Below are 21,382 nucleotides of genomic sequence, written 5' to 3' on the forward strand. Positions count from 1 at the left end.
CAATAACGCTTTTTTGATTGAAAACCACTTTATTAATTATGCGTAAAACCACTTTAACTTTCCTGTTGGCTTCATCGTTTTACTTAGCGCAGGCACAAACCAAAGTTAACCCTCGTCCGCTTACCATGGCCGAGTATGATAAGGCTAAAACCTTCACCGTGGCCGATCTGGATAAAGATACTTATGTTAAGTTTGAGAACATCTATATTCTTGATCGTTACGAAGCCCGCAAACCATACTTTATTACCGGCGATGATGGCCTCAAAAAACGCATCGATCTGTACAAACTCATAGCCAAAGAAGGTATGCAGGAAATAGGCCTCATGGTATTTTATACCAACGAAAAAGGCAAAGTTTACAAAACCCTTGTGCCCGATTTTACGGCCGATGGTAAAGTATGGGAAAAATACTTTCAGGATATTGACAACATTAACAAAGAAGAGAAAAACTTCATCCTCAAACTGTCGTACATTCTATCAAAAGAATTAGCCTTTAACCAGTACAAGCTTATTAACGGTGGTAAAGATTTAAAGGAAGAAGGAGCCACCTACGGCAATGATATTTGTTTCCCTGGTACAGAGAAAGTACAAATGGCCAACGGAACAACCAAACTGCTTCAGGACGTAAAACGTGGCGATGCCGTAATAACTATCGACCCAACCACCCATAAACCGGCCACTGTTACCGTAACCGAGCTTACCGTACACGAAGCAAAAAATTATGCCATTACTAACCTCACGCTGGTATCGGCCCAAACCAAAAAAACTTTGCTGGGCACCGAGGTGCAGTTAACCGGAAAATTGCTGCAAGCCACCCCAAATCACCCTATGCTTACCAAGCAAGGCAACGTTAAAATAGGAGAGGTGCAAGAAGGCGAAGAGGTGCTTTGCTTAAACGAGAAAACCGGCAAATACGAAGCCTACACCGTCTTGCACAAAACCGAAAAAGCAGGCGGCGTACAAAAAGTATACAACATGGTAGCCACCGGGCGGCAGCACGTTTTTAATGAACGGTGTGATGGTGATGCAAAAATAAGTGAGTGGTTGATTAGTGAGTAGTTGATTGGTTGGATAGTTATGTTGTTTTGACTAAACACTAACAATAGTGAGTTGTTAACTTGCTAAATTCGCAACCAATTAACTAATCAACTACTCACTAATCAACCAATCAACTACCCATGCCCTTCAGAACCACAGTAATAACCGGCGCAACATCAGGAATTGGTAAGGAGACAGCTTTGGCACTGGCCAAACTTGATCATGCTGTATATTTACTGGTGCGCGATGTGGCAAAGGGTGAGGAGCTTAAAAAGGAAATTATTGCCCAAACCAATAACCGCAGCATATTTGTGATGCATTGTGATTTGGCAGATATGCAAACCGTGGTTGATGCCGCCAATGAGTTGAAGGGAAAGCTATTTGCTATTAATGTTTTGATAAACAACGCAGGCGGCATAAATGCAGCCCGGCAGGAAAGTATGGACGGTAATGAGTTAACCTTTGCCATGAACCATCTCGGGCATTTTGTATTAACCATGAGCCTGATGCCGCTGTTGCAAAAAGGACAGGCGCGGGTAATTAATCTAAGCTCCGAAGCTCATAAAATTGCCCGGCCCGAGCTGCTTAATGATGTGCAGTTTGCTAAGGGATTTTCAAGTTCAAAGGCCTACGCGCTTGCCAAGCTTTGCAATATCTATTTTACCAAATCATTGGCCGAGCACTACGGGCAAAGCGGTATTACCTCGTATGCCGTACATCCCGGTGTGGTTAAAACCCAATTTTGGTCGAGTGTTGGTGGGCTAAACAAATTCCTGTCGTGGTTAATAAGTCCGTTTATGATTACAGCAGAACAGGGGGCACAAACTTCAATTTACTTGGCCGGTGCAACCAAGCTTAACCCAAAACTAAGCGGACAATACTTTAAAAAAGGTAAACCTACAAAGCCTACTTTGGCAGCTCAAAACACATCAGCTCGTAACAAGTTATGGCAAATCAGTGAGCGTTTAACCGAAAGGTTTCTGCAGGCAAATCAAATTTAATTGTTTTGAGCTTCAAGTAAATCGCGCAATTCTTCAATCAGGGCAATTTGTGCGGGGTTAATTTTAATACGCGCTTCTTCAACGGTAAACCAGTTGGCCCGGTCTATTTCAGGCACATCTATCCATTTGCCCGATTTGTAAGGATATTCCATTTTAAAAGTGTTGCTCACAATTTTCTCATGGTCAGCATTGCCCTCAACGGCCCAGGCATGTACCATTTTACCGCCTTTTTGCTTAATGGGTTTTAGCGGAACAAAAATACTTCCGTTTACAGGCAGGCCGGTTTCTTCTTCAAACTCGCGTTTGGCGGCGGTTAGCGGTTCTTCATCTTCCGCGTATTCTCCTTTGGGGATGCTCCACACACCATCATCTTTACGTACATAATATGGTCCGCCCGGATGCACCAGGAATACCTGTAATTCATTTTTGTTTAGGCGGTAGAGTAATAGTCCGGCGCTTTGCTTGGGCATGTTAAATGTAAATGATGTGTTAAGATTTGTTAAACGAATGTTTTATCGATCTATAAATGCTAAATTAGTTTAACCAATCTGCATCTCATGAAAACCGGCTTGTTTATTTTATTACTGTTTGTTTCAACTTCGGGGTTTGCGCAACGCATAACCGGCGTAGTTATAGACCGTTTAACCCGCCTGCCCGTTTATAATGCCAAGATTGAAACGCCTAAGGCAATAGCTTATGCCAATATGGAGGGCGTGTTTAGCTTATCGCCCGTTAAAAATGGTGATAGCTGTACAGTGAGTTACCAGGGTTATAAACTGAGCCGTATGGCCATCAGCTTTAAATCAATAAAAGATACTTTGCGTATATACCTCGATAAACCTTCGATATTGTTGAGTAATGTAAACGTATCAGGCAAGCGCGATTTTAAAACCGATTCGGTACGTAACCGGCAAATGTTTGCTAATATTTACAATTACAGGGGAGGAGGCTTAAAGGAAGCAATGATTGAAAAGGCATCTTTAGAGTATAAACCCAATAACTATATTGACGGTCCTAACAATACCCTCAATTTGGCCGGAATTAATGTTTTACAGGTGCTTAACTTGTTTAGTAAAGATAAATCTTCGAAACTGCAAAAGACCCTGATTGCCGATGAAGGAGAAAGCTATGTTGACCGCTATTTTACCCGCCGTAAAATTGCTGCATTAACTTCAATGAAAGGCGATTCGCTGCAAAACTTTATGGTGCGATACCGGCCCACAGTGTACCAGGTTAAAACCATGACCGATTATGAACTGGCCTTGTACATTAAAGCCAGCTATGCCGAGTACAAAAAACAGACTAAGTAAAGTAATCCTCAAACAACAAACGCTCCCGAAAAAGGAGCGTTTGTTGTTTAATACAATTGTTAATAAAGTTATGACGGAAATACCAGCAACGGCACATTTAAATCGTGCAATTCTGCCGTGTTATCTTTAGCGGTAAGCATGCTAAAATGATATTTATTATAGGTCATTACCAATAGATCAGTTTGCATGACATGCACTAACACGTCGGCTGCTTTTTTTACATTACGTTCTTTAATTTGATTGAACGAGAGGCTGATGTTATTAGGGTTAGGACCAACCACCTTACGATAGAGCTCTTTGGCGTATTCGGCTTCGGGCTCGGGTATACTGGCAACTGATATGTGCGCTATTGAAAGATTAGCTTGTACATTATGCGCCAGCTCCTTCAAAAAACCATTAATATTATTACGGCAGTAACGCAGATCGGCAATGTAGGCAAACTGTTTAAACAGGTTTAGCGGTGCATTACGGGGTATAAGCATTAGTGGGTAACAGCTTTTGGTAACCACCTGTGCCGATATAGTGTCAAGCGGTTCATAAATAGTATTTACCCCTTTAATTACCAATTGCACATCGTTTTTACCAGCCACCTCATGTATGGTGCGGTTATTAATATCCTCTTTACTTAAAAGATTAATTAACGGGTGCTCGGTCATGCTGCTTAAAACTTCCTGCTCGGTAGGTTTTACAAATTGTTGGGCACCATTTTTTTGTAGGTAAACTAACTGGCGGTTGGCATTCATGCTACTGGCATAATTGTCAATATTCCACACCAATAATTTGGCATTTAATGCAGTAGCCAGCATGGTGCCATAGGCTAGTGCATGTTCGGCTTCAGCCGAAAAATCATTAAGCAGTAGGATGTTTTTCATTGGGCCAGGTTTTATTATTTTTATTAAAGGCGATGGAAATAATGCGTGTAATAAGTTAGCTGATAAATGATGTGCATCATTACATGCATGCTATGCTTGCTTTACGTATGTAAGGTAACAACCGTATTTTAAAAAATGTTTACCTTAGTGTAATAAAAATTTAAAGTGTTGTGTGTTTTTACAAACCAATTATAATCTGATAAGTATATGGTTAACAACTATTAATAGGTTAAATAGTGTTTTAATAGTAATTAAGCAATTGTTTAATAAGTTAAATATTAACTATTGTGTTGCAATTTTATGTTTGACAAAGTTGTTTGAATACTTGAAGCATTAAAAGTATTCTGATCGTTTTGTTGGTTGATAAAAATCTAAATTCGCTAATAAATCAATAGGCTTAGTGTAATAAGTACGCATTGGTTCGTTTTTTAAAAAGCTACTATTGTTTAACTATGCCTGGTGCCCCAAAACCCAAATTGCATTGCGTAGAAACGTCAAAAATGGGTTAGCATAAATTTTATTAATCATCAGCGTAGCTAACACACAATCATTTATACTTGCACAAGTAAATGATAAGCAGTAACATATACCCGCAGTTGAACAAAACCCGCCTGGCACCCACGCCCAGCGGATATTTGCATTTGGGTAATGTGCTGTCATTTATTATTACGGCAACTCTCGCACAAAAATGCGGTGCCGGCATATTGTTGCGTATAGATGATATGGATCGCGAGCGGGTGCGCGACGAATACTTGCAGGATATTTTCGATACGCTTAACTTCCTGGAAATACCCTATACCGAAGGCCCCAAAGATGTACAGGATTTTAAAGATAGTTGGTCGCAACTGCACCGGATGGATGCATATAATGCCGCATTGGAGCAACTGAAGGAGCAAGGCGATGTTTTTGCCTGCCGGTGTTCGCGCGCGCAGTTACAACAGTATGCTGATGCCGGTTACCCTGGCACCTGTCTTCCGTTACATATAAGCCTGAACAATAAAAACATTAGCTGGCGATTGAATACGGCTAAAGATCAACTCACTTCAATTAATATTTTCCCTGGTTATATACAGCAAGAGGTTTTACCACCCGACATGCAAAACTTTGTGATACGTAAAAAGGATGGGTATCCCGCTTACCAATTAAGCAGTTTGTGTGATGATATACATTATGGAGTGGATTTAATAGTACGTGGACAGGATCTATGGGCATCAACCATTGCACAGCAGTACCTGGCAGGCAGGTTAGGGGCAGAGGGATTTAACAAAGCGGTCTTCTATCATCATCCTTTAATTAAAGATAGCAGCGGAGGAAAGCTGTCAAAATCAATGGGCTCCACATCGATTAAATTTATGCGGGAGCAGGGTTACAAACCTTCTGCCGTATTTAGCCAAATTGCTGCTCATATAGGCTTAAAAGGCAATTTTAATAACTGGCAGCAATTGGGAGATGCCTGTTTTGAAATTTATTCCACCACCTGATTTACCTGTTAATCATCAATTTGAAAAAAAATATAAAAAAAGTTTATTCTTCAGGCAACCTTCACCTCTTAAGCTACGTGTTGCTTATAAATGATGTATATTAACTGATATTAGGAACAGGCACCCTTACATTATATATGGGCGAAACGGAGTTAAACTCACTGATTAAGCTTTGTCTGAAAGAGGACAGGAAAGGTCAGAAAATGCTTTACAAGGCATTTTATGGTTTTGCCATGGGTATTAGTTTGCGTTATGCGGGCAACCGGTATGAGGCGGCCGAGATAATGAACCAGGCATTCCTGAAGGTATTTACCAACCTGCATAAGTTTGATCATGCCAAACCTTTTAAAGCCTGGCTGGGACGCATTACCATGAATACGGCTATTGATTACTATCGCAGTAATTTAAAAATGGCCTACATGGATGATTTAGAAAAGGCCGAGCATATAACCGATAACGAACTGCCCGACAAGCGCATAAATTACCAGGAACTGTTGGCCATGATTCAGCAATTGCCACAGGCCTACCGAACGGTGTTTAACCTTTATGCTATTGAAGGTTATACGCACGAGGAAATTGGCGAAATGCTGGGGATTAACGAGGGGACATCAAAATCAAATTTATTTAAGGCACGCGAGAAATTAAAGAAAATGATACTTAAAGCAGCAGAGATACCCGAAAACGGCACGAGTGGTACAAGCCAATCTCAAATAGTTGCTATAAGTACCGGTAACCTGCATTTAAGTTTCCTGAATAGCGGTATAAGAAGATGAAAGAGGGCGAGGAGAAAAATATTGACCGTAAATTCAGGGAAGGGCTTACAAATCCCGAAGACAACATTGTTTATAACGATGCGGACTGGGATGCTATGGAGGTACTTTTAAACGAGCAGAAGAAACGCAAAGGAATTATATACAGGTTGCCTTTTATGCTGGGTGCTGCTGCTGCAATACTCTTGCTGGCTTTAGCTTTGTTTTTCTTTTGGCCCGATGATAATAAGCATGGTAATTTAACAGGAGTTAAAAAGAGGCCTCAAACTGATAGCATAACATCTGTTAAAACCATAGATAAACTTCAACAAAAAGAGGAAATAGCAAAAGAGGAGCTGCCTGAAACTACTGTTGATGTTGATAGTGCACATACTAAAGTATCAAGAAACCAGCGGGAGCAATTAAGGGCGGTACAAACAAATAAAATCCGTACAGAAGCGATTGCTGCTACTGCTGGAGTAAAAAAGGTTAAGCGTTCTGCCAGTAATTTGACGTTTTTTGATGACATAAATAGCATTGATGATAGTAAGAATTTAACTGTTGTTTCGCCAAAATCTACAACTGGAAGTATTTCAGAGACAATAGCATCTGCTGAAACAGATAGTAATAAAATTAAAGCTTTATCTCAGCAAATATTAGCGGCTGTTAGCAATACACAAAACATTACCGTGCAAAAGACCGATACACCAGCGCAGGCCTTTGTAGTTCCGCATGTAAAAGAAAAAAAGAAACCATCAGAAGAAATTATCGGTGCAAAACATCCCATAGTGTTAAGTATCATTGCCGCCCCTGATTTTAACGGCGTAGGCAGCGCATTTAGTCGTACACAAATTGGCACCAATGCCGGGTTGCTGTTATCAGTAGGTATTACCCGTAAGCTTTTTATTACCACAGGCGCTGTTTATGCACGTAAGCCTTATATGGTGGGTATGGATAAATATAAAACCAGTTTTACATTTGGCACACAACCCAATGATGTAAGTGCCGATTGCCGGGTGTTGGATATACCGCTAAATATTGATTACCAGTTATACAACAAAGGGCGCAACCTGTTGAGCATTGGCACGGGCTTATCGTCGTACTTTATGCTGCGCGAGAATTATCACTTTAATTATAACCAATACTACGTTGGGCCGAGCGATTATAACATTAGGAACCAAAATAAACATATACTGGGCGTGGTAAATTTAAACGCCACTTATCAACGCCGCATTAATTCACAATTTGGCTTTAACGTGCAGCCTTACATGAAGCTGCCTATTACCAATATAGGATACGGACAAGTAAACTTAAAATCTACAGGGGTGGCCATTGGCGCAAGCTGGTACCTCAATACATCTGCCTCCAAAAAGTAGCACTATGAAATATATAGCAATTATTTTAATTGCGTGGTTAGGAACAAATCACGCAATACAGGGAACCTTTGTGTCAAAAAATGCCAAAGTGAGCATCTATTCCAAAGCTCCGTTAGAAGACATTGAAGCCACCTCGCAAAAAGGTACATCGGTGTTTAATGCCACTACCGGCGAACTGGCCTTTAGCGTGCCTATCCGCTCGTTAGTTTTCGAAAAATCGATGATGCAGGAGCATTTTAACGAGAACTACATGGAGAGCGATAAGTTCCCCAACGCCACATTTAAAGGTAAGATACAGCAACTGCCCGATCTAAGTAAAGATGGCACGTACCCGGTCAACGTGGCCGGTGTACTGGATGTGCATGGAGTAAAGCAAAACCGTACTATCCCTGGTAAAATAACGGTAAGCCAAGGCGCGGTGAGTATGTTGTCAGAATTCCAGGTGGCGTGTAAAGACCATAACATTGAGATACCTACGCTCGTGTTTAAAAAAATTGCCGAAAGCATCCGCGTGCAGGTTTCGGCTGCTTACACGCCTTATCAAAAGTAAATTCATATCACATCTATAAACAATCTCTCAAAATCACACTAAATGAAGAAGATTATTTTTATTGCCCTGTTGCTCACGGCGGGCTACGGCAATGTTAACGCACAAAAAACTAAAAAAGACACCACGGCGTCAGCCACCGATTCGTTGCTGAACTCATTGAGCGGGGATGATAAGGCTGAACCTGTAATTGCCACGTTCAAGGCCACCCGTCTCATTTTGAGTGAAACCTCGGAAACCATAAAAAAGAATAACCTCAATTTTATGGTGATACACCGCTTTGGCGATATAGGCGGTACCGACGGCGGCAGCAAAACCTTATGGGGGCTGGATAACTCGTCGGACATATTAATTGGTTTTGAGTATGGACTTACCAATAACCTCGATGTTGATTTTTACCGCAGCAAGTATGAGCAGTTGCTGGAGCTTGGGTTAAAGTATAACCTGGTTAAGCAAAAAAGCGATGATAGTATGCCTGTTGCCATTACCGTGTTGGCTAGGGCAGGACTAAAGCCTTACAAAGTAGAAACCAATGTATATGATGATTACGCTAACCGTTTAAGCTACTTCTACCAGGCTATTTTTGCGCGTAAGTTTTCATCAGCTTTTTCAATGCAGATCGCGCCATCATTTTTGCGCAATAACCTGCCGTTTCCGTACCTGGCAGGTAACGACAAGAATATCTTTTCACTATCGGCCGCTGGTCGCTTAAAATTCAGCAAGCGTATGGGTATTGTAGTTGATTATGCGCATCCGTTTTCTTCGTTCCGCCGCAATAGTAACAGCCCTAAGTTTTACAACCCGCTGGGCGTAGGTATCGAGATAGAAACCGGCGGCCACGTATTCACCATCAACTTTAGTAATTCGCAGGCTATATCGCCCATTAATTACCTGGCCGATACCGAATCGAATTGGACCAAAGGTCAATACCGCCTGGGCTTCACCATATCGCGTGTGTTCGATTTCAATTCTAAGCACAAAGGCACCAATAAGTATTAATCAAACCTCAAAAACTAAAACAATGGAAAGAAAAGAGTTTTTAGCCAAGTTTGGCATCACCATGGCTGCCGTTTGCGCAGGATGCAGCCTTTATTCATGCGGCAGCGACCCTAAAAATGATCCTTCTCCTAATAATTCAGGAGGCGGAACCACTAATCCACCGTCGGGCAGCGGTTTAATTACAGCCAACCTGGATACCGAGTTACGCAACGTGGGCGATTTTAAAACAGGCGGGGGAGTAATATTGGTAAGGTTGGCAGCCGGTTCAACAGCGGCGGCTTTTACGGCTGTACAAATTGCCTGCACACACCAGGGCACCTCCATTAATTATAATGCTACGCAAACACGCTTTGTTTGCCCTAACCATGGCAGCCAGTTTAGCACAACCGGAGCCGTGCTGTTAGGGCCGGCAACCACAGCTTTAAAGGCTTACAACGTTGCCATTGCAGGAAATACATTAACCGTATCAGCCTGATTGTGATTTTCACCAATTGTGAATAGTTCAGGTGTGCCTGTATCAGGCAAAAAAATAGGTTAATGCAAAAGGCCGGCTATGTGTGAAGCCGGCCTTTAATATTTTTTTACACTTTAGAATTTTCAACAACAATTATTTGATGCTTGCAAACACTTGCGCAGCAGCCGGGGCCTCAGGTAAGTGTTGTAACTCGGTAACGGTTTTACCGATCCACATGGTGTTGGCAATATTGTAACCGGTGCTGTGGTATTGTATAACACCATTTTGGTCGATAACGATGCTGGTAGGGTGGCTCATGATGCCTAAGCTCTCGCTTAGCTTTGCACCTTTTTCCAGGTGAACATAGTTTAAAGGGTTAGTTTGCAGGTATTCTTCCACCACTTTTTTATCATCCATAGGTACCGAGATAAACACTACGTTCGAAGCACCTTTGTAGGCAGCAGCCAGTTCATTCATATCGGCAATGCTTTGGCGGCATTGTACGTTGTTTACATACCAAAAGCTCATTACTACAATTTTACCTTTCATGCGTTTGTTGTCCCAGCTTTCACCTTTAAAATCTTTTTCTTTAAAGTTTTTGTCGAAGTTTTGGCCGGTAGTAAAGAAAGGGCTATCCATTGGTTTAGGCATTTGGGCAATTTTAGCATCGCGCTCGGCTTTGCTAACGGTGGTTAAACGTAAGGCACCTTTACCGTTAGGTAACACAACCACTTTAACAGCGTAGCGGCCGGTATTAACCATGGTAGTCCAGGCAGTATAATCAATACGTTTGCCGGTCGAGTCGGTGATTACCGAACGCTCATCCAAACGGGGTAATTTGTAAACTTTTTGAGGACCTGAGGTATTAACTTGTGCATTAACGGTGAAACTTAAGATAGTTAATAATGCGATTGCCAAAGTGTAAATTAAAGTTTTCATTTTGTTGTTGTTTTATACTAAAGCATAGGCAAAGGCTATTCCTAAGGCCTGAAATTTCGCTAAACAACAATTGAATTTGTTTCAACATTAATAAAAACTGTGTTTTAGATCTGCAATGGCAGTTTTAACTGATGGATTATTTTCATCACGACAAATATTAATCAGAGCGCAAAAAATGTCGTGGTGGGTAAATTTCCCCAAATGGGGAAAATGATTATTGAAACGTGTAACCGGGTTTCCTCAATATAAATCGTTGCACAATGCATAATAGCGCTTTTGACACAGTTCCTCCATTTTAAAATATCCGTATTTTGTTTAACCGTCTAACAAAAGGTTTGAGCAGCACTTCTTAATAATTAACTTGTAAGGTCAATTGTTTACCTATGCTTAATATTGTCACAATATTGTCAGGTTAGTTTTGCAACTATAATATTTACAGATGCAAGCTGATATTTCCCCATGCACCTCAGATTATTCATCATTGTATTGATCCTCATTAATTGCCTTCCCGGCTTTTCGCAATCGCCGCCCCTTGTAAATGGTTTTGCCCACAACGATTACTGGCATGATCGCCCGCTGTTTGATGCCCTCGACAATGGCTTTGTAAACATGGAGGCCGATATTTATCTGCGCAGCAATGGATTGGTGGTATCACACTTGCCACCAATATTTGGCAAAAGCCGCACGCTCGAAAATCTGTATTTAAAACCCCTGCAAAATTGTATAAATGGCGATGGAGCAGGTCGTGACTGCCCGTCGTACCCCATTATGCTCATGATCGATATTAAATCGGGAGCCGAAAAAACGTATAAAGAATTAGAAAAGCTGCTGAAGAAATACCGGTCTATGTTATCTGCAGTTGAAGATGGCCAGTTTGTTCAGCGCGAAATTACCGTTGTAATAACCGGGCATAAACCTTACGAACTGCTCCGCAAGCAAACCAACCGCCTGGCTTTTATTGATGAAGATCTTACCCGCGTACATAAAGACACACTGGCCATAAACCTGTACCAAACCGCAAGTTGTAAATATTCATCGCTGGTTAAATGGAATGGGCGCGGCGATTTTCCAGAGCACGAAAAGCAGCGCTTGTGCCATTATGTAATGCTGGCGCACCGTTTTGGCAAAAAAGTAAGGCTATGGGCATCGCCCGAAGACCCGGTGGTGTGGAACGAGCTGCTGCAATGTGGAGTTGACCTTATTAATACTGATAAACTTGCCGAGCTTAAACAATTCCTTAACACACGTAACATGTTAGTAACCAGCGTGAAATAATAGTTTGTTAAGTAAAGTCCACTACTTATTAATTTCTAAATACTGAGTTAAAGTTTGCTTCACTTCACTTTAATTATATCATAATGCTTAGTTAGCATTAGGTAAAGGTTGCCCATCTACTTTTATAATCATGATAATGACTTATAGTGATGTGGTGCTGATACAATACGAGATCTTTAATTCTACTCCGCGATTTAACTCTGCTCCAAAAGTTGCCTGTAACCAAACTAACGTTAGCAATAAGCAACTTAACCATGCTGTAAGTCTGCAATCAAACCTAAGAGAATCAATTGCACAGGTAGCCTTGGTCAACACCAAAGCAAACCATATTATTTAGCCATCAGGAGGAGTATACATGCAAAAAATACTGTTCATGACGGGTTCAATGAACCAAACCATGCAAATGCATAGCATTGCCTCGCATTTGCCCGAATATGATTGCTGGTTTAGCCAATTATTCACCGATTCGCCGCTGATGAACGGCTTGCTTACCAAAACCAAACTGTTAGATGGAACTATTCTCGCTGGTCAGTTTCGGAATAACTCTGAAAAGTATTTGCGCGAGCACGGTTTACAAATTGATTACGGCGCAAAACTCAATAGTTACGACCTGATCGTCTTTTGCTCAGATATGATCATTCCCGGGCTTGCGCTCCATACCAAAACCATTTGGGTGCAGGAGGGCATGATTGATAAGTTCACTATTAAAAGCCTTTTGGTTAAAAAACTCAAGCTGCCATCTTATTTCTGTGGAGATACTTCACTTAATGGATCGGGTGATGTATGCGATATATACTGTGCTGCATCAGAAGGCTATAAGCAATACATCTCATCAAAAGGTACCGATGGACGTAAAATAGTGGTTACCGGTATTCCTAATTACGATAACCTGGCAACTAATCTTAAAAACGATTTTCCGCATCATAACTACGTTATGGTAGCCACTACCGATATGCGCGAAACCTATCGTTACGAAAACCGTCCGGCTTTTATTAAAAAGGCTGTGGAGATAGCGGCAGGCCGTCAGTTGTTATTCAAGCTTCATCCCAATGAAAACGAGGAACGCGCCCGTGCCGAGATAAAACGCTATGCACCCAAAGGGGCAATGGTATTTAGCAAAGGAAATACTAACCATATGATAGCCAATTGCTGCGAGTTAATTACCCAGTACTCTACAGTAGTGTATACGGGTATTGCATTAGGCAAAAAGGTGCACTCGTGGTTTGATATAGATGAGCTGAAAAGGCTTACCCCGGTACAAAACGAAGGTGCATCGGCATGGAATATAGCGCAGCTATGCCGCGCTTACGTACAGCACAAAGGTAGCAAGCAAAGTTTTAACCCGCATACTGTGCTTACCAATATTAACAAGGCCGTAATGGCCAATGAGGAGGTTTACGCATGACAAAGAAAGCAAGCAGAGTGGTAATCGTAGTGCAGGCACGTATGGCATCAACCCGCCTGCCGGGCAAGGTAATGATGACCATTATGGGTAAAAGCCTGCTGGCGCTGATGATAGAACGCCTGAATATGATACGCCACTGGGCAACCGTAGTGGTGGCCACATCTCAAAACACGGAAGACGACATCATTGAGAATGAGGCCGGTGAGTTAGACATACCCTGCTACCGCGGCAGCGAGCATAACCTGCTCGACCGCCATTACCAGGCTGCCAAGCGTTTTGAGGCCGATGTGGTGCTCAAAATACCATCTGATTGTCCGCTGATTGACCCGCAGGCTATTGACCAGGCATTGGAGTTCTTTTTTGCCAATGCCAATAAATACGATTATGTGAGCAACCTGCACCCGGCCACTTACCCCGATGGTAACGACGTGGAAATTATGACCATGGCTTGCCTGCAAAAAACATGGAAAGAAGCCTCACGCCCGATGGAGCTGGAGCATACCACACCTTACATATGGGAAAACCCGGATTTGTTTCGCATAGCTAATGTGAGCTGGGCAACCGGTTTGGACTATTCCATGTCGCACCGTTTTACTATCGATTACCAGGAAGATTTCGACTTTATTAAAAGCGTGTTTGAGGAGCTATATCCAACCAATGATGATTTTACGTGTGAAGATATAATCGATCTGCTTAACCGCAAGCCCGAGATCTATAACATTAACTCGATGCATGCCGGTGTGAACTGGTACCGTCATCATTTAAATGAGTTAAAAACCATTCAACCGGGGCAAACACGCCTGGCCTCTGCTTAAAACACAACTAAACCCCAACACATCTGCCGTGCAAAACACCATAGAAAAAGAATTACAGGAAATGGCCCTAAAGGTACGTGAGCACATTGTGCGCATGTCTACCGGTGGCGGCTGTTTCACCGGCGCGTCGCTTTCGGCCGTCGATTTAATTGTATACCTGTACAGCGAGTTTTTAAACGTGAACGCGCTTAACCTGTATAGCCCCGAGCGTGATTACCTCTTCCTGTCAAAAGGCCACGATGTGCCGGCCTTGTACGGCACCCTTGCCGAATTAGGGCTGCTGCAAAAAGACCGCCTGAAAAATCACCTCTCATTAGATGATTATATCTACTGGCATCCAAACACCCGTATTCCGGGTATTGAGTTCCATTCCGGCTCGCTGGGGCACCTGCCTTCGATTGCAGTTGGGGTAGCTATGGATATTAAAATTAGTGGCGGCGATAATAAAGTAGTTTGCATACTGGGCGATGGCGAGCTTAACGAGGGCACCTGCTGGGAAGCCATGCTGGTAGCCAATGCTTACAAATTGGATAACCTCATTTTTGTGGTAGACCGTAACCAGTTTCAGGCCAATGCACGCACCGAAGAGCTGATACCTTTAGAGCCACTTGCCGATAAGTTTGAAGCATTTGGAGCTTCGGTTAAACGCATTAACGGGCATGATTTTAACGCTTTAAGCGAAACTTTTAATGCGTATCCGTTTGAGCAGGGCAAGGTGAATGTGATTATTGCCGATACCGTTAGAGGTAAAGGCCTGCCAAGCATACAGGAGCGTGCCGACCGCTGGTTCTGCAATTTTTCGGCGCACGAGGTTGAGCAGTTACTGCTCGAACTGCATGGCAATCACTACACCCAATTAACCTCCGAAACCTTAGTGGTTCGGTAACCTGTACAAATTATGAGCTACGAAGAACTTTTAACCCAAACCGCCCTGGCCGATGAGCAGGTGATAGTAATGACGGCCGAAAACCGTGCCCTGGTACGCAACCTACCCGGTATTTTAGGCAAACGTTTTATTGATACCGGCATTACCGAACAAACCATGATAGGCGCTGCCGCAGGCTTAGCTTTGCGCGGTCGCACTCCCATAGTACATGCATTGGCCGCGTTTTTAACCATGCGTGCCTTTGAGTTTGTACGTACCGATTTGGGTATTGCAGGCTTGCCGGCTAAACTGAGTGGATTTATTCCGGGCTTATTGTCAGATGCTAATGGTCCAACACATCAAGCTATTGAAGATGTATCCATTATGCGTGGCATACCCAATATGACCGTGTTTGCACCAGCTGATGAAGACGATTTGGTGAAGATGTTACCCGATGTTTGGCAATCGCCAGATCCTGCATATATCCGTATTAATACACGTAAAACCACTTACAATCACGCTACGTTTGAAATGGGCAAAGCCGAGGTGATTTGCACCGGAATTGATGTAACTATACTGACCTATGGCCTGCTTTTCGAACAAGCTTTAATAGCTGTCGATATGCTTAAAGCCGAAGGCCTGTCGGTTGGATTGGTGAACATGCGTAGCCTTAAACCGGTTGACGAGGAAGCCATTCTCACCGTTGCTGCCAGCAGCCAGTTATTAGTAACCCTCGAAGACCATTTTGTAACCGGTGGTTTATACACCATTGTTGCCGAGGTATTGCTCAAGCATCAAACCACAGCCAAAGTGCTGCCAATGGCCTTGAACGAAAAATGGTTCAGGCCGGCCTTACTGCCCGATGTTTTGCAGCACGAAGGCTTTACCGGCAAGCAGATCGCCGAAACCATTCTTGGTTACCAAACCGCTCATCAACAACCCGAAATTTTGAAACCTCAATTTGCTGAATAACAGCTTGCTTCAATATGTCAAATAAAGTATCATTTAACAGCAATTACCCCGACATTACCCAGTCGGACAAACTATATCAACGTGCCCTTAACGTTCAAAAGCCGGTTACCCAAACGTTGGCAAAAGGCCCGGGGCAGTTTACAGTAGGCGTAGCGCCAAAGTACCTGGTAAAAGGCAAGGGCTCACACGTGTGGGATGTGGATGGTAACGAATTCATCGACTTTAATGCTGCTATCGGCCCTTTATCTTTAGGATATGCTTACCCGGCGGTTGACGAGGCTATTAAAGCACAACTGAATGATGGTATCACCTTTTCGCTGATGCACCCGCTGGAGGTTGAACTATCTGAATTAATTCAGGAAGTGATACCTAATGCCGAGGCCGTTAAAATTGCTAAAACCGGTGCCGATGTATGTTCGGCAGCTATCCGCGTAGCCCGTGCATTTACTGGTCGCGATAAGGTGTTTTGCTGTGGCTACCACGGGTGGCACGATTGGTACATTGGTATTACCAGCCGTAACGCGGGCATCCCCGAAGCCATTCAGGACATGACCTATACTTTTGAGTATAACGACATAGCCTCTATTAAAGCAGCTTTAGACGAAACCGTTGCCGCTGTAATTTTAGAGCCCTTCATATTTGAGGCACCTGCGCCGGGCTTTTTACAGGAGCTTGCGGAGCTATGTAAAGAAAACGGCACCTTGCTCATTTTCGATGAAATGTGGACCGGTTTCCGCATAGCCGTAGGCGGTGCTCAGGAATATTTCAATGTAAAAGCCGATTTGGCCGTGTTTTCAAAAGCATGTGCCAACGGTATGCCCATAGCCCTGTTAACCGGCCGTGCCGATGTTATGGAGCTGTTCAACTCGCAGGTATTCAGTTATACCACCTTTGGCGGCGAGGCTTTATCGCTGGCGGCTTGCGTGGCTACAATTAACGAGCTTATCGACAAAAACGTTCCGCAATATCTCGACGAAAAAGGTGCTTTGTTAAAAGACGGTTACAATCAACTGGCCATTGAGTTGGGTATGGACCAATACACCCGTTGCATTGGCTTTAACTGCCGTACCATGGTAACCTTTACGCCGGAGGCCGGTAACGCTTTAGAGGTAAAAACCCTCATGCAGCAGGAAATGATTAAACGTGGTGTGCTTTGGGCCGGTTTCCATAATATGTGCTACAGCCACACTAATGAGGATATTACGTATACCCTTAAGGCTTACCGCGATGTGCTGCCGATAGTTAAAGAAGCCATTTTAAGCGGCGACGTAAAAGGCTATTTGAAAGGGGAAGTTTTGGAAGCCGTATTCCGTAAGGTAAGTAATTACAATATCAAACCTAAAACTACTGCTGCGCTGTAAATGACAGATTTGTTTTCATTACATGGAAAAACGGCCATTGTAACCGGCGCGCTGGGGCTAATTGGCCGTAAACATTGCGAGGCTTTAGCCAACGCAGGAGCCAACGTTATTGTTGCTGACCGTGACGAATGCGCCGTTGAGCAATTTGCCAGGCACCTGGGCAACAGCCATTTGGGCATCGTTATCGATGTTACCAGCAAAGAATCGGTTACGGTTGCTTGCGAGGCCATTTTGCATCAGTATGATACCATTGATATACTGGTAAACAATGCCGCCATTAACGATATGTTCGAAAACCCGGCTATGGCCAAAGAGCTGTCGGCGTTTGAGAATTACCCGTTGGATGCCTTTCAAAAATCGTTGGATGTAAACATCACAGGCGTGTTTTTGTGCTCGCAGGTATTTGGTTCGGTAATGGCCGAGCAGGGGAGCGGCAGCATTATCAATGTGGCATCTACCTACGGCATGGTTGGCCCCGATCAAAGCATTTACCGTAACGAGTGCGGCGAGCAAACCTTTTATAAATCGGCCGCTTACCCGGTAACGAAGGGCGCGGTTATAAATTTTACCCGCTTTTTGGCCGCTTACTGGGGCAATAAAGGTGTACGTGTAAATACGCTGTCGCCGGGTGGTGTGGAGAATAATCAAAGCGAAAATTTTATCCAGAAATATGCTGCCAAAACACCGTTGGGCCGCATGGCGCAGGCCAATGATTATCAAGGTGCTTTAGTGTACCTGGCCAGTGATGCCTCTGCTTACATGACGGGAGCCAACCTGGTGGTTGACGGCGGTTGGACAGCTATATAATTCCTAAACAAACAACATGAACGAAATTTTAAAGCAAAAAGCAAACGACATTAAATTGTTGCTTACCGATTGTGACGGCGTATTAACTGATGCCGGGGTTTATTACGGTGATATTGGCGAATTACTGAAAAAGTTCAGCATGCGCGATGGTATGGGTGTGGAACGCTTACGTAAATATGCAGGCATCGAAACCGGAATCATCACCGGCGAACTTTCTGCATCGGTAACTAAACGTGCTGACAAGCTGGGTATTGCCGAATTGCATTTAGGCGCAAAAAACAAGCCTGCTGTATTTAACGAGATCATTAACCGTTTGGGTTTACAGCCGCACGAGGTTGCCTACATTGGTGATGATTATAACGATTTGGAAGTAATGAAACTGGCAGCTATAACTGCTTGCCCGGCTGATGCGCTACCGCAAGTTAAAGCACAGGTTAATATGGTTTGCGAGCTTAAAGGCGGCGAAGGCTGTTTCCGTGAGTTTGCTGAATGGCTTATAGAAGCTAAGAACGAAGCGTCGATGTACCCGGTTGGACAAGGCTATATTATCTTGACCAATGGCCGTAAAATTGGCAAAGGCGAGCCTGCTTATATAATTGCCGAGATAGGTATTAACCACAATGGTTCGTTAGAAACAGCTAAACAACTGATAGACGAGGCCGTAGCTGCTAAAGCCGATGCGGTTAAATTCCAGAAACGTACCCCCGAAATTTGCGTGCCTAAAGACCAATGGGAAATTATGCGCGATACCCCATGGGGCCGCATCTCCTACATCGACTATAAACGTAAAACCGAGTTTGGTATAGCCGAATACGCCGCTATTGATCAGTACTGTAAAAAACTGGGTATCGATTGGTTCGTGTCTCCGTGGGATACCAATGCGGTTGATTTTATGGAGCATTTCGATACCGTGATCTATAAACTGGCTTCGGCTTCGTTAACTGATCTGGCTTTAATTCAGCGTATCCTCGAAACCGGTAAACCGCTGATGTTGTCAACAGGTATGTCTACCGTTAAAGAGATCGAAACTACAATGGCTTACATCCGTAATTTTGATGAGAATTACCCGCTGTGCATCGCCCATTCAACATCAGCATATCCATGCCCGCCCCAAGAGTTGAATTTGAAAATGATCGAAACTTTAGCGGCTAAATATCCGGGTATACCGGTTGGCTATTCGGGTCACGAAACAGGTTTGGCTACCACCGTTGCGGCTGTGGCCATGGGAGCAACCTTTGTGGAGCGCCACTTTACCTTAGACCGCGCCATGTGGGGATCGGATCATGCTGCTTCGGTTGAGCCGGGAGGTTTTCAGCGTTTGGTGAAAGACATTCGCGATGTGGAAACTGGTGCCGGCGACGGTGTTAAGAAAGTATACGATTCGGAAATTGGTCCGATGAAACGCCTGCGCGTAAATATTAGCGATGAGTATAAAGAAAAACCTGTTGCTTAAACCATGCCACAGGATAAGCTGCTTACCATAACCACTACCATACTCGTTTGCTGGGTAATACTTATTATTGCCTGGGAACGTATTGCACCCTACCGCAAAGGTTTACCTTTTTTTAGGGAAGGCTTTTGGGTTGATTTGGTTTGGTATACGCTTATCCAAAGCTACTTTTTAAAGATCATTATTTTTGATTATATCATAGCGCCTGTACAGCGCAATTTTAATTGGGCCGACTGGCAGTTTGTAAAAGACTGGCCGTTAGCTGTACAGGTGCTATTCTTCGTCATCACACACGACCTCTACATCTACCTGTTTCACCGTTTTCAGCACAGCAACAAGGTTTTCTGGCGCATTCATGAGGCGCACCACTCGGGCAAGGAAGTTGATTTTTTGGCCGGATCACGCTCCCACGTGCTCGAAATTATCATCAACCAAACCATTGAGTTTGCGCCCATTATTTTGTTAGGGGCCAATCCTGCCGTAATACCCATCAAGGCACTCATCGATGCCATGTTTGGTATGTTTATTCATGCCAACATCAGGGTGAATTTGGGTAAGCTTAAATACATCATTAACACCCCCGAGCTGCACCTTTGGCACCACGCCAATTACCAGGAAGTGTTTCATGCTAATTTCTCCACCAAGTTTTCCTTTTGGGATTACCTGTTAGGTACCGCTTACGATCCCGGCCATGCGCCCGGCAATAAGCCCGAAAACTGGGGCTTAGGTTATGCTTATCCTAAAGACTATTTTTTGCAGCATGCCTTTTCGGGTAAAACGCTTTGATGAGCAGGGGCTGCTAAAACACAAATGGTTTAGCAAATATTATAACCTGCGGTCCGAGTTAATGAAAAGGATAAGCAAAGCATTTATCAAACAAAAGAGAATGGTAAACCAACCGGTAGATCAACCTCAAGAAGAAACTGTTTACCAATAATGGCCTGGATATATTTAGTTATAGCGGCCTTGTTTGAAACCGCCTGGACGTATGCCGTTAAGTATTTAAAATTCAGTGATTTTAAATACTTAACCTTTACTAATTTTTACAGCGTAGAGGGGCTTGAAATTATGGCTCCGCTGGCGGCATACATTGTATTCGGAATTGCTAATGTATACTTCTTTTCACTTGCGCTAAAGCATGTTTCAACAGCCACCGCATTTGCCGTATGGACGGCCGTTACGCTGGTATTCCTCAAAATTTCCGAAATTGTGTTCCTCCAACAATCCATCTCCTGGACGGAAGCATTTTTTATGCTCATGATCATGGCCGGAATTATTGGGTTGAAGTATAATACAGTTGGGTAGTGAGCAGTGAATAGTCAATAGTGATTATTATGCTTCTTGTACCTAATACATTCACTATTTGCCCTTGACCATTCACTAACTTAAACCTTCGCGTCTTGCAACTGTAGTTTTTTGTCGATAGTTAGCAGGTCGGTTAAATCGGCTTCTAAAATATCGGCAATGCTGAGCAACCGGTTAAGAGTAATGTTGCTGTAACCCAATTCAATTTTGCTATACGCATTTTGCGAAATATCGAGTTTTGCAGCAAGGTAGTCTTGTGTATAATTTCTAAACTCCCGTACTTTTCTAATGTTTGCGGCAACCGCTTTGGTCCGTGCATCGCACAAGGCTTTCATAATAGCTAAAGGCTAAACAATTGGTTA

Annotated in this window: 24 protein-coding genes; 20 read left to right on the plus strand and 4 right to left on the minus strand. The window is 43.3% G+C overall.

Features of this window, described 5'->3' with window-relative positions:
* Positions 1–38: 38 nt before the first annotated feature.
* Both QE417_RS22800 and QE417_RS22805 read left to right on the plus strand, forming a co-directional pair.
* Positions 39–1,058: a Hint domain-containing protein gene (locus QE417_RS22800; protein ID WP_311954182.1), complete on the plus strand. Its 1,020-nt coding sequence runs from the start codon at positions 39–41 to the stop codon at positions 1,056–1,058.
* Positions 1,059–1,177: 119 nt separating this feature from the next.
* Positions 1,178–2,038: an SDR family NAD(P)-dependent oxidoreductase gene (locus QE417_RS22805; RefSeq protein WP_311954185.1), complete on the plus strand. Its 861-nt coding sequence runs from the start codon at positions 1,178–1,180 to the stop codon at positions 2,036–2,038.
* Here QE417_RS22805 and QE417_RS22810 read toward each other — a convergent pair.
* Positions 2,035–2,508, minus strand: coding sequence for an NUDIX domain-containing protein (locus QE417_RS22810; protein WP_311954187.1), 474 nt, complete (start codon positions 2,506–2,508; stop codon positions 2,035–2,037). The two genes, QE417_RS22805 and QE417_RS22810, sit on opposite strands and share 4 nt — an antisense overlap.
* A gap of 87 nt (positions 2,509–2,595) precedes the next feature.
* Here QE417_RS22810 and QE417_RS22815 point away from each other — a divergent pair, with 87 nt between their 5' ends.
* Positions 2,596–3,348: a hypothetical protein gene (locus QE417_RS22815; RefSeq protein ID WP_311954189.1), complete on the plus strand. Its 753-nt coding sequence runs from the start codon at positions 2,596–2,598 to the stop codon at positions 3,346–3,348.
* 68 nt (positions 3,349–3,416) lie between these two features.
* Here QE417_RS22815 and QE417_RS22820 read toward each other — a convergent pair whose 3' ends face one another.
* Positions 3,417–4,220, minus strand: a complete 804-nt coding sequence (locus QE417_RS22820; protein WP_311954190.1) for a hypothetical protein — start codon at positions 4,218–4,220, stop codon at positions 3,417–3,419.
* 569 nt (positions 4,221–4,789) lie between these two features.
* Between QE417_RS22820 and QE417_RS22825 the strand changes: the two genes are divergently transcribed.
* From QE417_RS22825 to QE417_RS22850, 6 genes are all read left to right on the plus strand, one after another.
* Positions 4,790–5,701, plus strand: a complete 912-nt coding sequence (locus tag QE417_RS22825; RefSeq protein ID WP_311954192.1) for a glutamate--tRNA ligase family protein — start codon at positions 4,790–4,792, stop codon at positions 5,699–5,701.
* A 137-nt stretch (positions 5,702–5,838) separates the two neighbouring features.
* A complete protein-coding gene (locus QE417_RS22830; RefSeq protein WP_311954193.1) occupies positions 5,839–6,474 on the plus strand; it encodes an RNA polymerase sigma factor in 636 nt (211 codons plus the stop codon).
* On the plus strand, positions 6,471–7,826 hold the full coding sequence (locus QE417_RS22835) for a hypothetical protein (RefSeq protein WP_311954195.1): 1,356 nt from the start codon (positions 6,471–6,473) through the stop codon (positions 7,824–7,826). The genes QE417_RS22830 and QE417_RS22835 overlap by 4 nt, the downstream gene beginning before the upstream one ends.
* A 4-nt stretch (positions 7,827–7,830) precedes the next feature.
* Positions 7,831–8,376 (plus strand): YceI family protein, encoded by a 546-nt coding sequence (locus QE417_RS22840; protein ID WP_311954197.1) that lies wholly within the window; start codon positions 7,831–7,833, stop codon positions 8,374–8,376.
* 42 nt (positions 8,377–8,418) lie between these two features.
* A complete protein-coding gene (locus tag QE417_RS22845) occupies positions 8,419–9,372 on the plus strand; it encodes a DUF5777 family beta-barrel protein (RefSeq protein ID WP_311954199.1) in 954 nt (317 codons plus the stop codon).
* 22 nt (positions 9,373–9,394) lie between these two features.
* Positions 9,395–9,847, plus strand: coding sequence for a QcrA and Rieske domain-containing protein (locus tag QE417_RS22850; protein WP_311954200.1), 453 nt, complete (start codon positions 9,395–9,397; stop codon positions 9,845–9,847).
* Between the two features lie 132 nt (positions 9,848–9,979).
* Here QE417_RS22850 and QE417_RS22855 read toward each other — a convergent pair whose 3' ends face one another.
* Positions 9,980–10,765: a TlpA family protein disulfide reductase gene (locus tag QE417_RS22855; RefSeq protein ID WP_311954202.1), complete on the minus strand. Its 786-nt coding sequence runs from the start codon at positions 10,763–10,765 to the stop codon at positions 9,980–9,982.
* A 459-nt stretch (positions 10,766–11,224) separates the two neighbouring features.
* Between QE417_RS22855 and QE417_RS22860 the strand changes: the two genes are divergently transcribed.
* The 11 genes from QE417_RS22860 to QE417_RS22910 all read left to right on the plus strand — a co-directional run bounded on the left by QE417_RS22860 (position 11,225) and on the right by QE417_RS22910 (position 21,020).
* The gene (locus QE417_RS22860; RefSeq protein WP_311954204.1) at positions 11,225–12,040 is read left to right on the plus strand and encodes a phosphatidylinositol-specific phospholipase C/glycerophosphodiester phosphodiesterase family protein; all 816 of its coding nucleotides are present in this window, start codon (positions 11,225–11,227) and stop codon (positions 12,038–12,040) included.
* 130 nt (positions 12,041–12,170) lie between these two features.
* A complete protein-coding gene (locus QE417_RS22865) occupies positions 12,171–12,377 on the plus strand; it encodes a hypothetical protein (RefSeq protein WP_311954207.1) in 207 nt (68 codons plus the stop codon).
* A gap of 18 nt (positions 12,378–12,395) precedes the next feature.
* On the plus strand, positions 12,396–13,445 hold the full coding sequence (locus tag QE417_RS22870; protein WP_311954210.1) for a hypothetical protein: 1,050 nt from the start codon (positions 12,396–12,398) through the stop codon (positions 13,443–13,445).
* On the plus strand, positions 13,442–14,260 hold the full coding sequence (locus tag QE417_RS22875) for a glycosyltransferase family protein (RefSeq protein ID WP_311954212.1): 819 nt from the start codon (positions 13,442–13,444) through the stop codon (positions 14,258–14,260). Before QE417_RS22870 ends, QE417_RS22875 begins: the two co-directional genes overlap by 4 nt.
* A gap of 28 nt (positions 14,261–14,288) precedes the next feature.
* Positions 14,289–15,146, plus strand: coding sequence for a transketolase (locus tag QE417_RS22880; protein ID WP_311954214.1), 858 nt, complete (start codon positions 14,289–14,291; stop codon positions 15,144–15,146).
* Between the two features lie 12 nt (positions 15,147–15,158).
* Positions 15,159–16,097 (plus strand): transketolase family protein, encoded by a 939-nt coding sequence (locus tag QE417_RS22885; RefSeq protein ID WP_311954215.1) that lies wholly within the window; start codon positions 15,159–15,161, stop codon positions 16,095–16,097.
* 14 nt (positions 16,098–16,111) lie between these two features.
* Positions 16,112–17,458 (plus strand): aminotransferase class III-fold pyridoxal phosphate-dependent enzyme, encoded by a 1,347-nt coding sequence (locus QE417_RS22890; RefSeq protein WP_311954218.1) that lies wholly within the window; start codon positions 16,112–16,114, stop codon positions 17,456–17,458.
* On the plus strand, positions 17,459–18,265 hold the full coding sequence (locus QE417_RS22895) for an SDR family oxidoreductase (protein WP_311954221.1): 807 nt from the start codon (positions 17,459–17,461) through the stop codon (positions 18,263–18,265).
* A gap of 16 nt (positions 18,266–18,281) precedes the next feature.
* On the plus strand, positions 18,282–19,718 hold the full coding sequence (locus QE417_RS22900; protein ID WP_311954222.1) for an N-acetylneuraminate synthase family protein: 1,437 nt from the start codon (positions 18,282–18,284) through the stop codon (positions 19,716–19,718).
* Positions 19,719–19,721: 3 nt separating this feature from the next.
* Positions 19,722–20,501 (plus strand): sterol desaturase family protein, encoded by a 780-nt coding sequence (locus QE417_RS22905; protein ID WP_311954225.1) that lies wholly within the window; start codon positions 19,722–19,724, stop codon positions 20,499–20,501.
* A 150-nt stretch (positions 20,502–20,651) separates the two neighbouring features.
* Positions 20,652–21,020, plus strand: coding sequence for a DMT family transporter (locus QE417_RS22910; RefSeq protein WP_311954227.1), 369 nt, complete (start codon positions 20,652–20,654; stop codon positions 21,018–21,020).
* Between the two features lie 80 nt (positions 21,021–21,100).
* Here QE417_RS22910 and QE417_RS22915 read toward each other — a convergent pair whose 3' ends face one another.
* Complete coding sequence (locus QE417_RS22915) at positions 21,101–21,355, minus strand: helix-turn-helix domain-containing protein (protein ID WP_311954229.1); 255 nt, start codon at positions 21,353–21,355, stop codon at positions 21,101–21,103.
* Positions 21,356–21,382: the final 27 nt, after the last annotated feature.

The organism is Mucilaginibacter terrae, assembly GCF_031951985.1.
GTDB classification, from domain to species: domain Bacteria; phylum Bacteroidota; class Bacteroidia; order Sphingobacteriales; family Sphingobacteriaceae; genus Mucilaginibacter; species Mucilaginibacter terrae_A.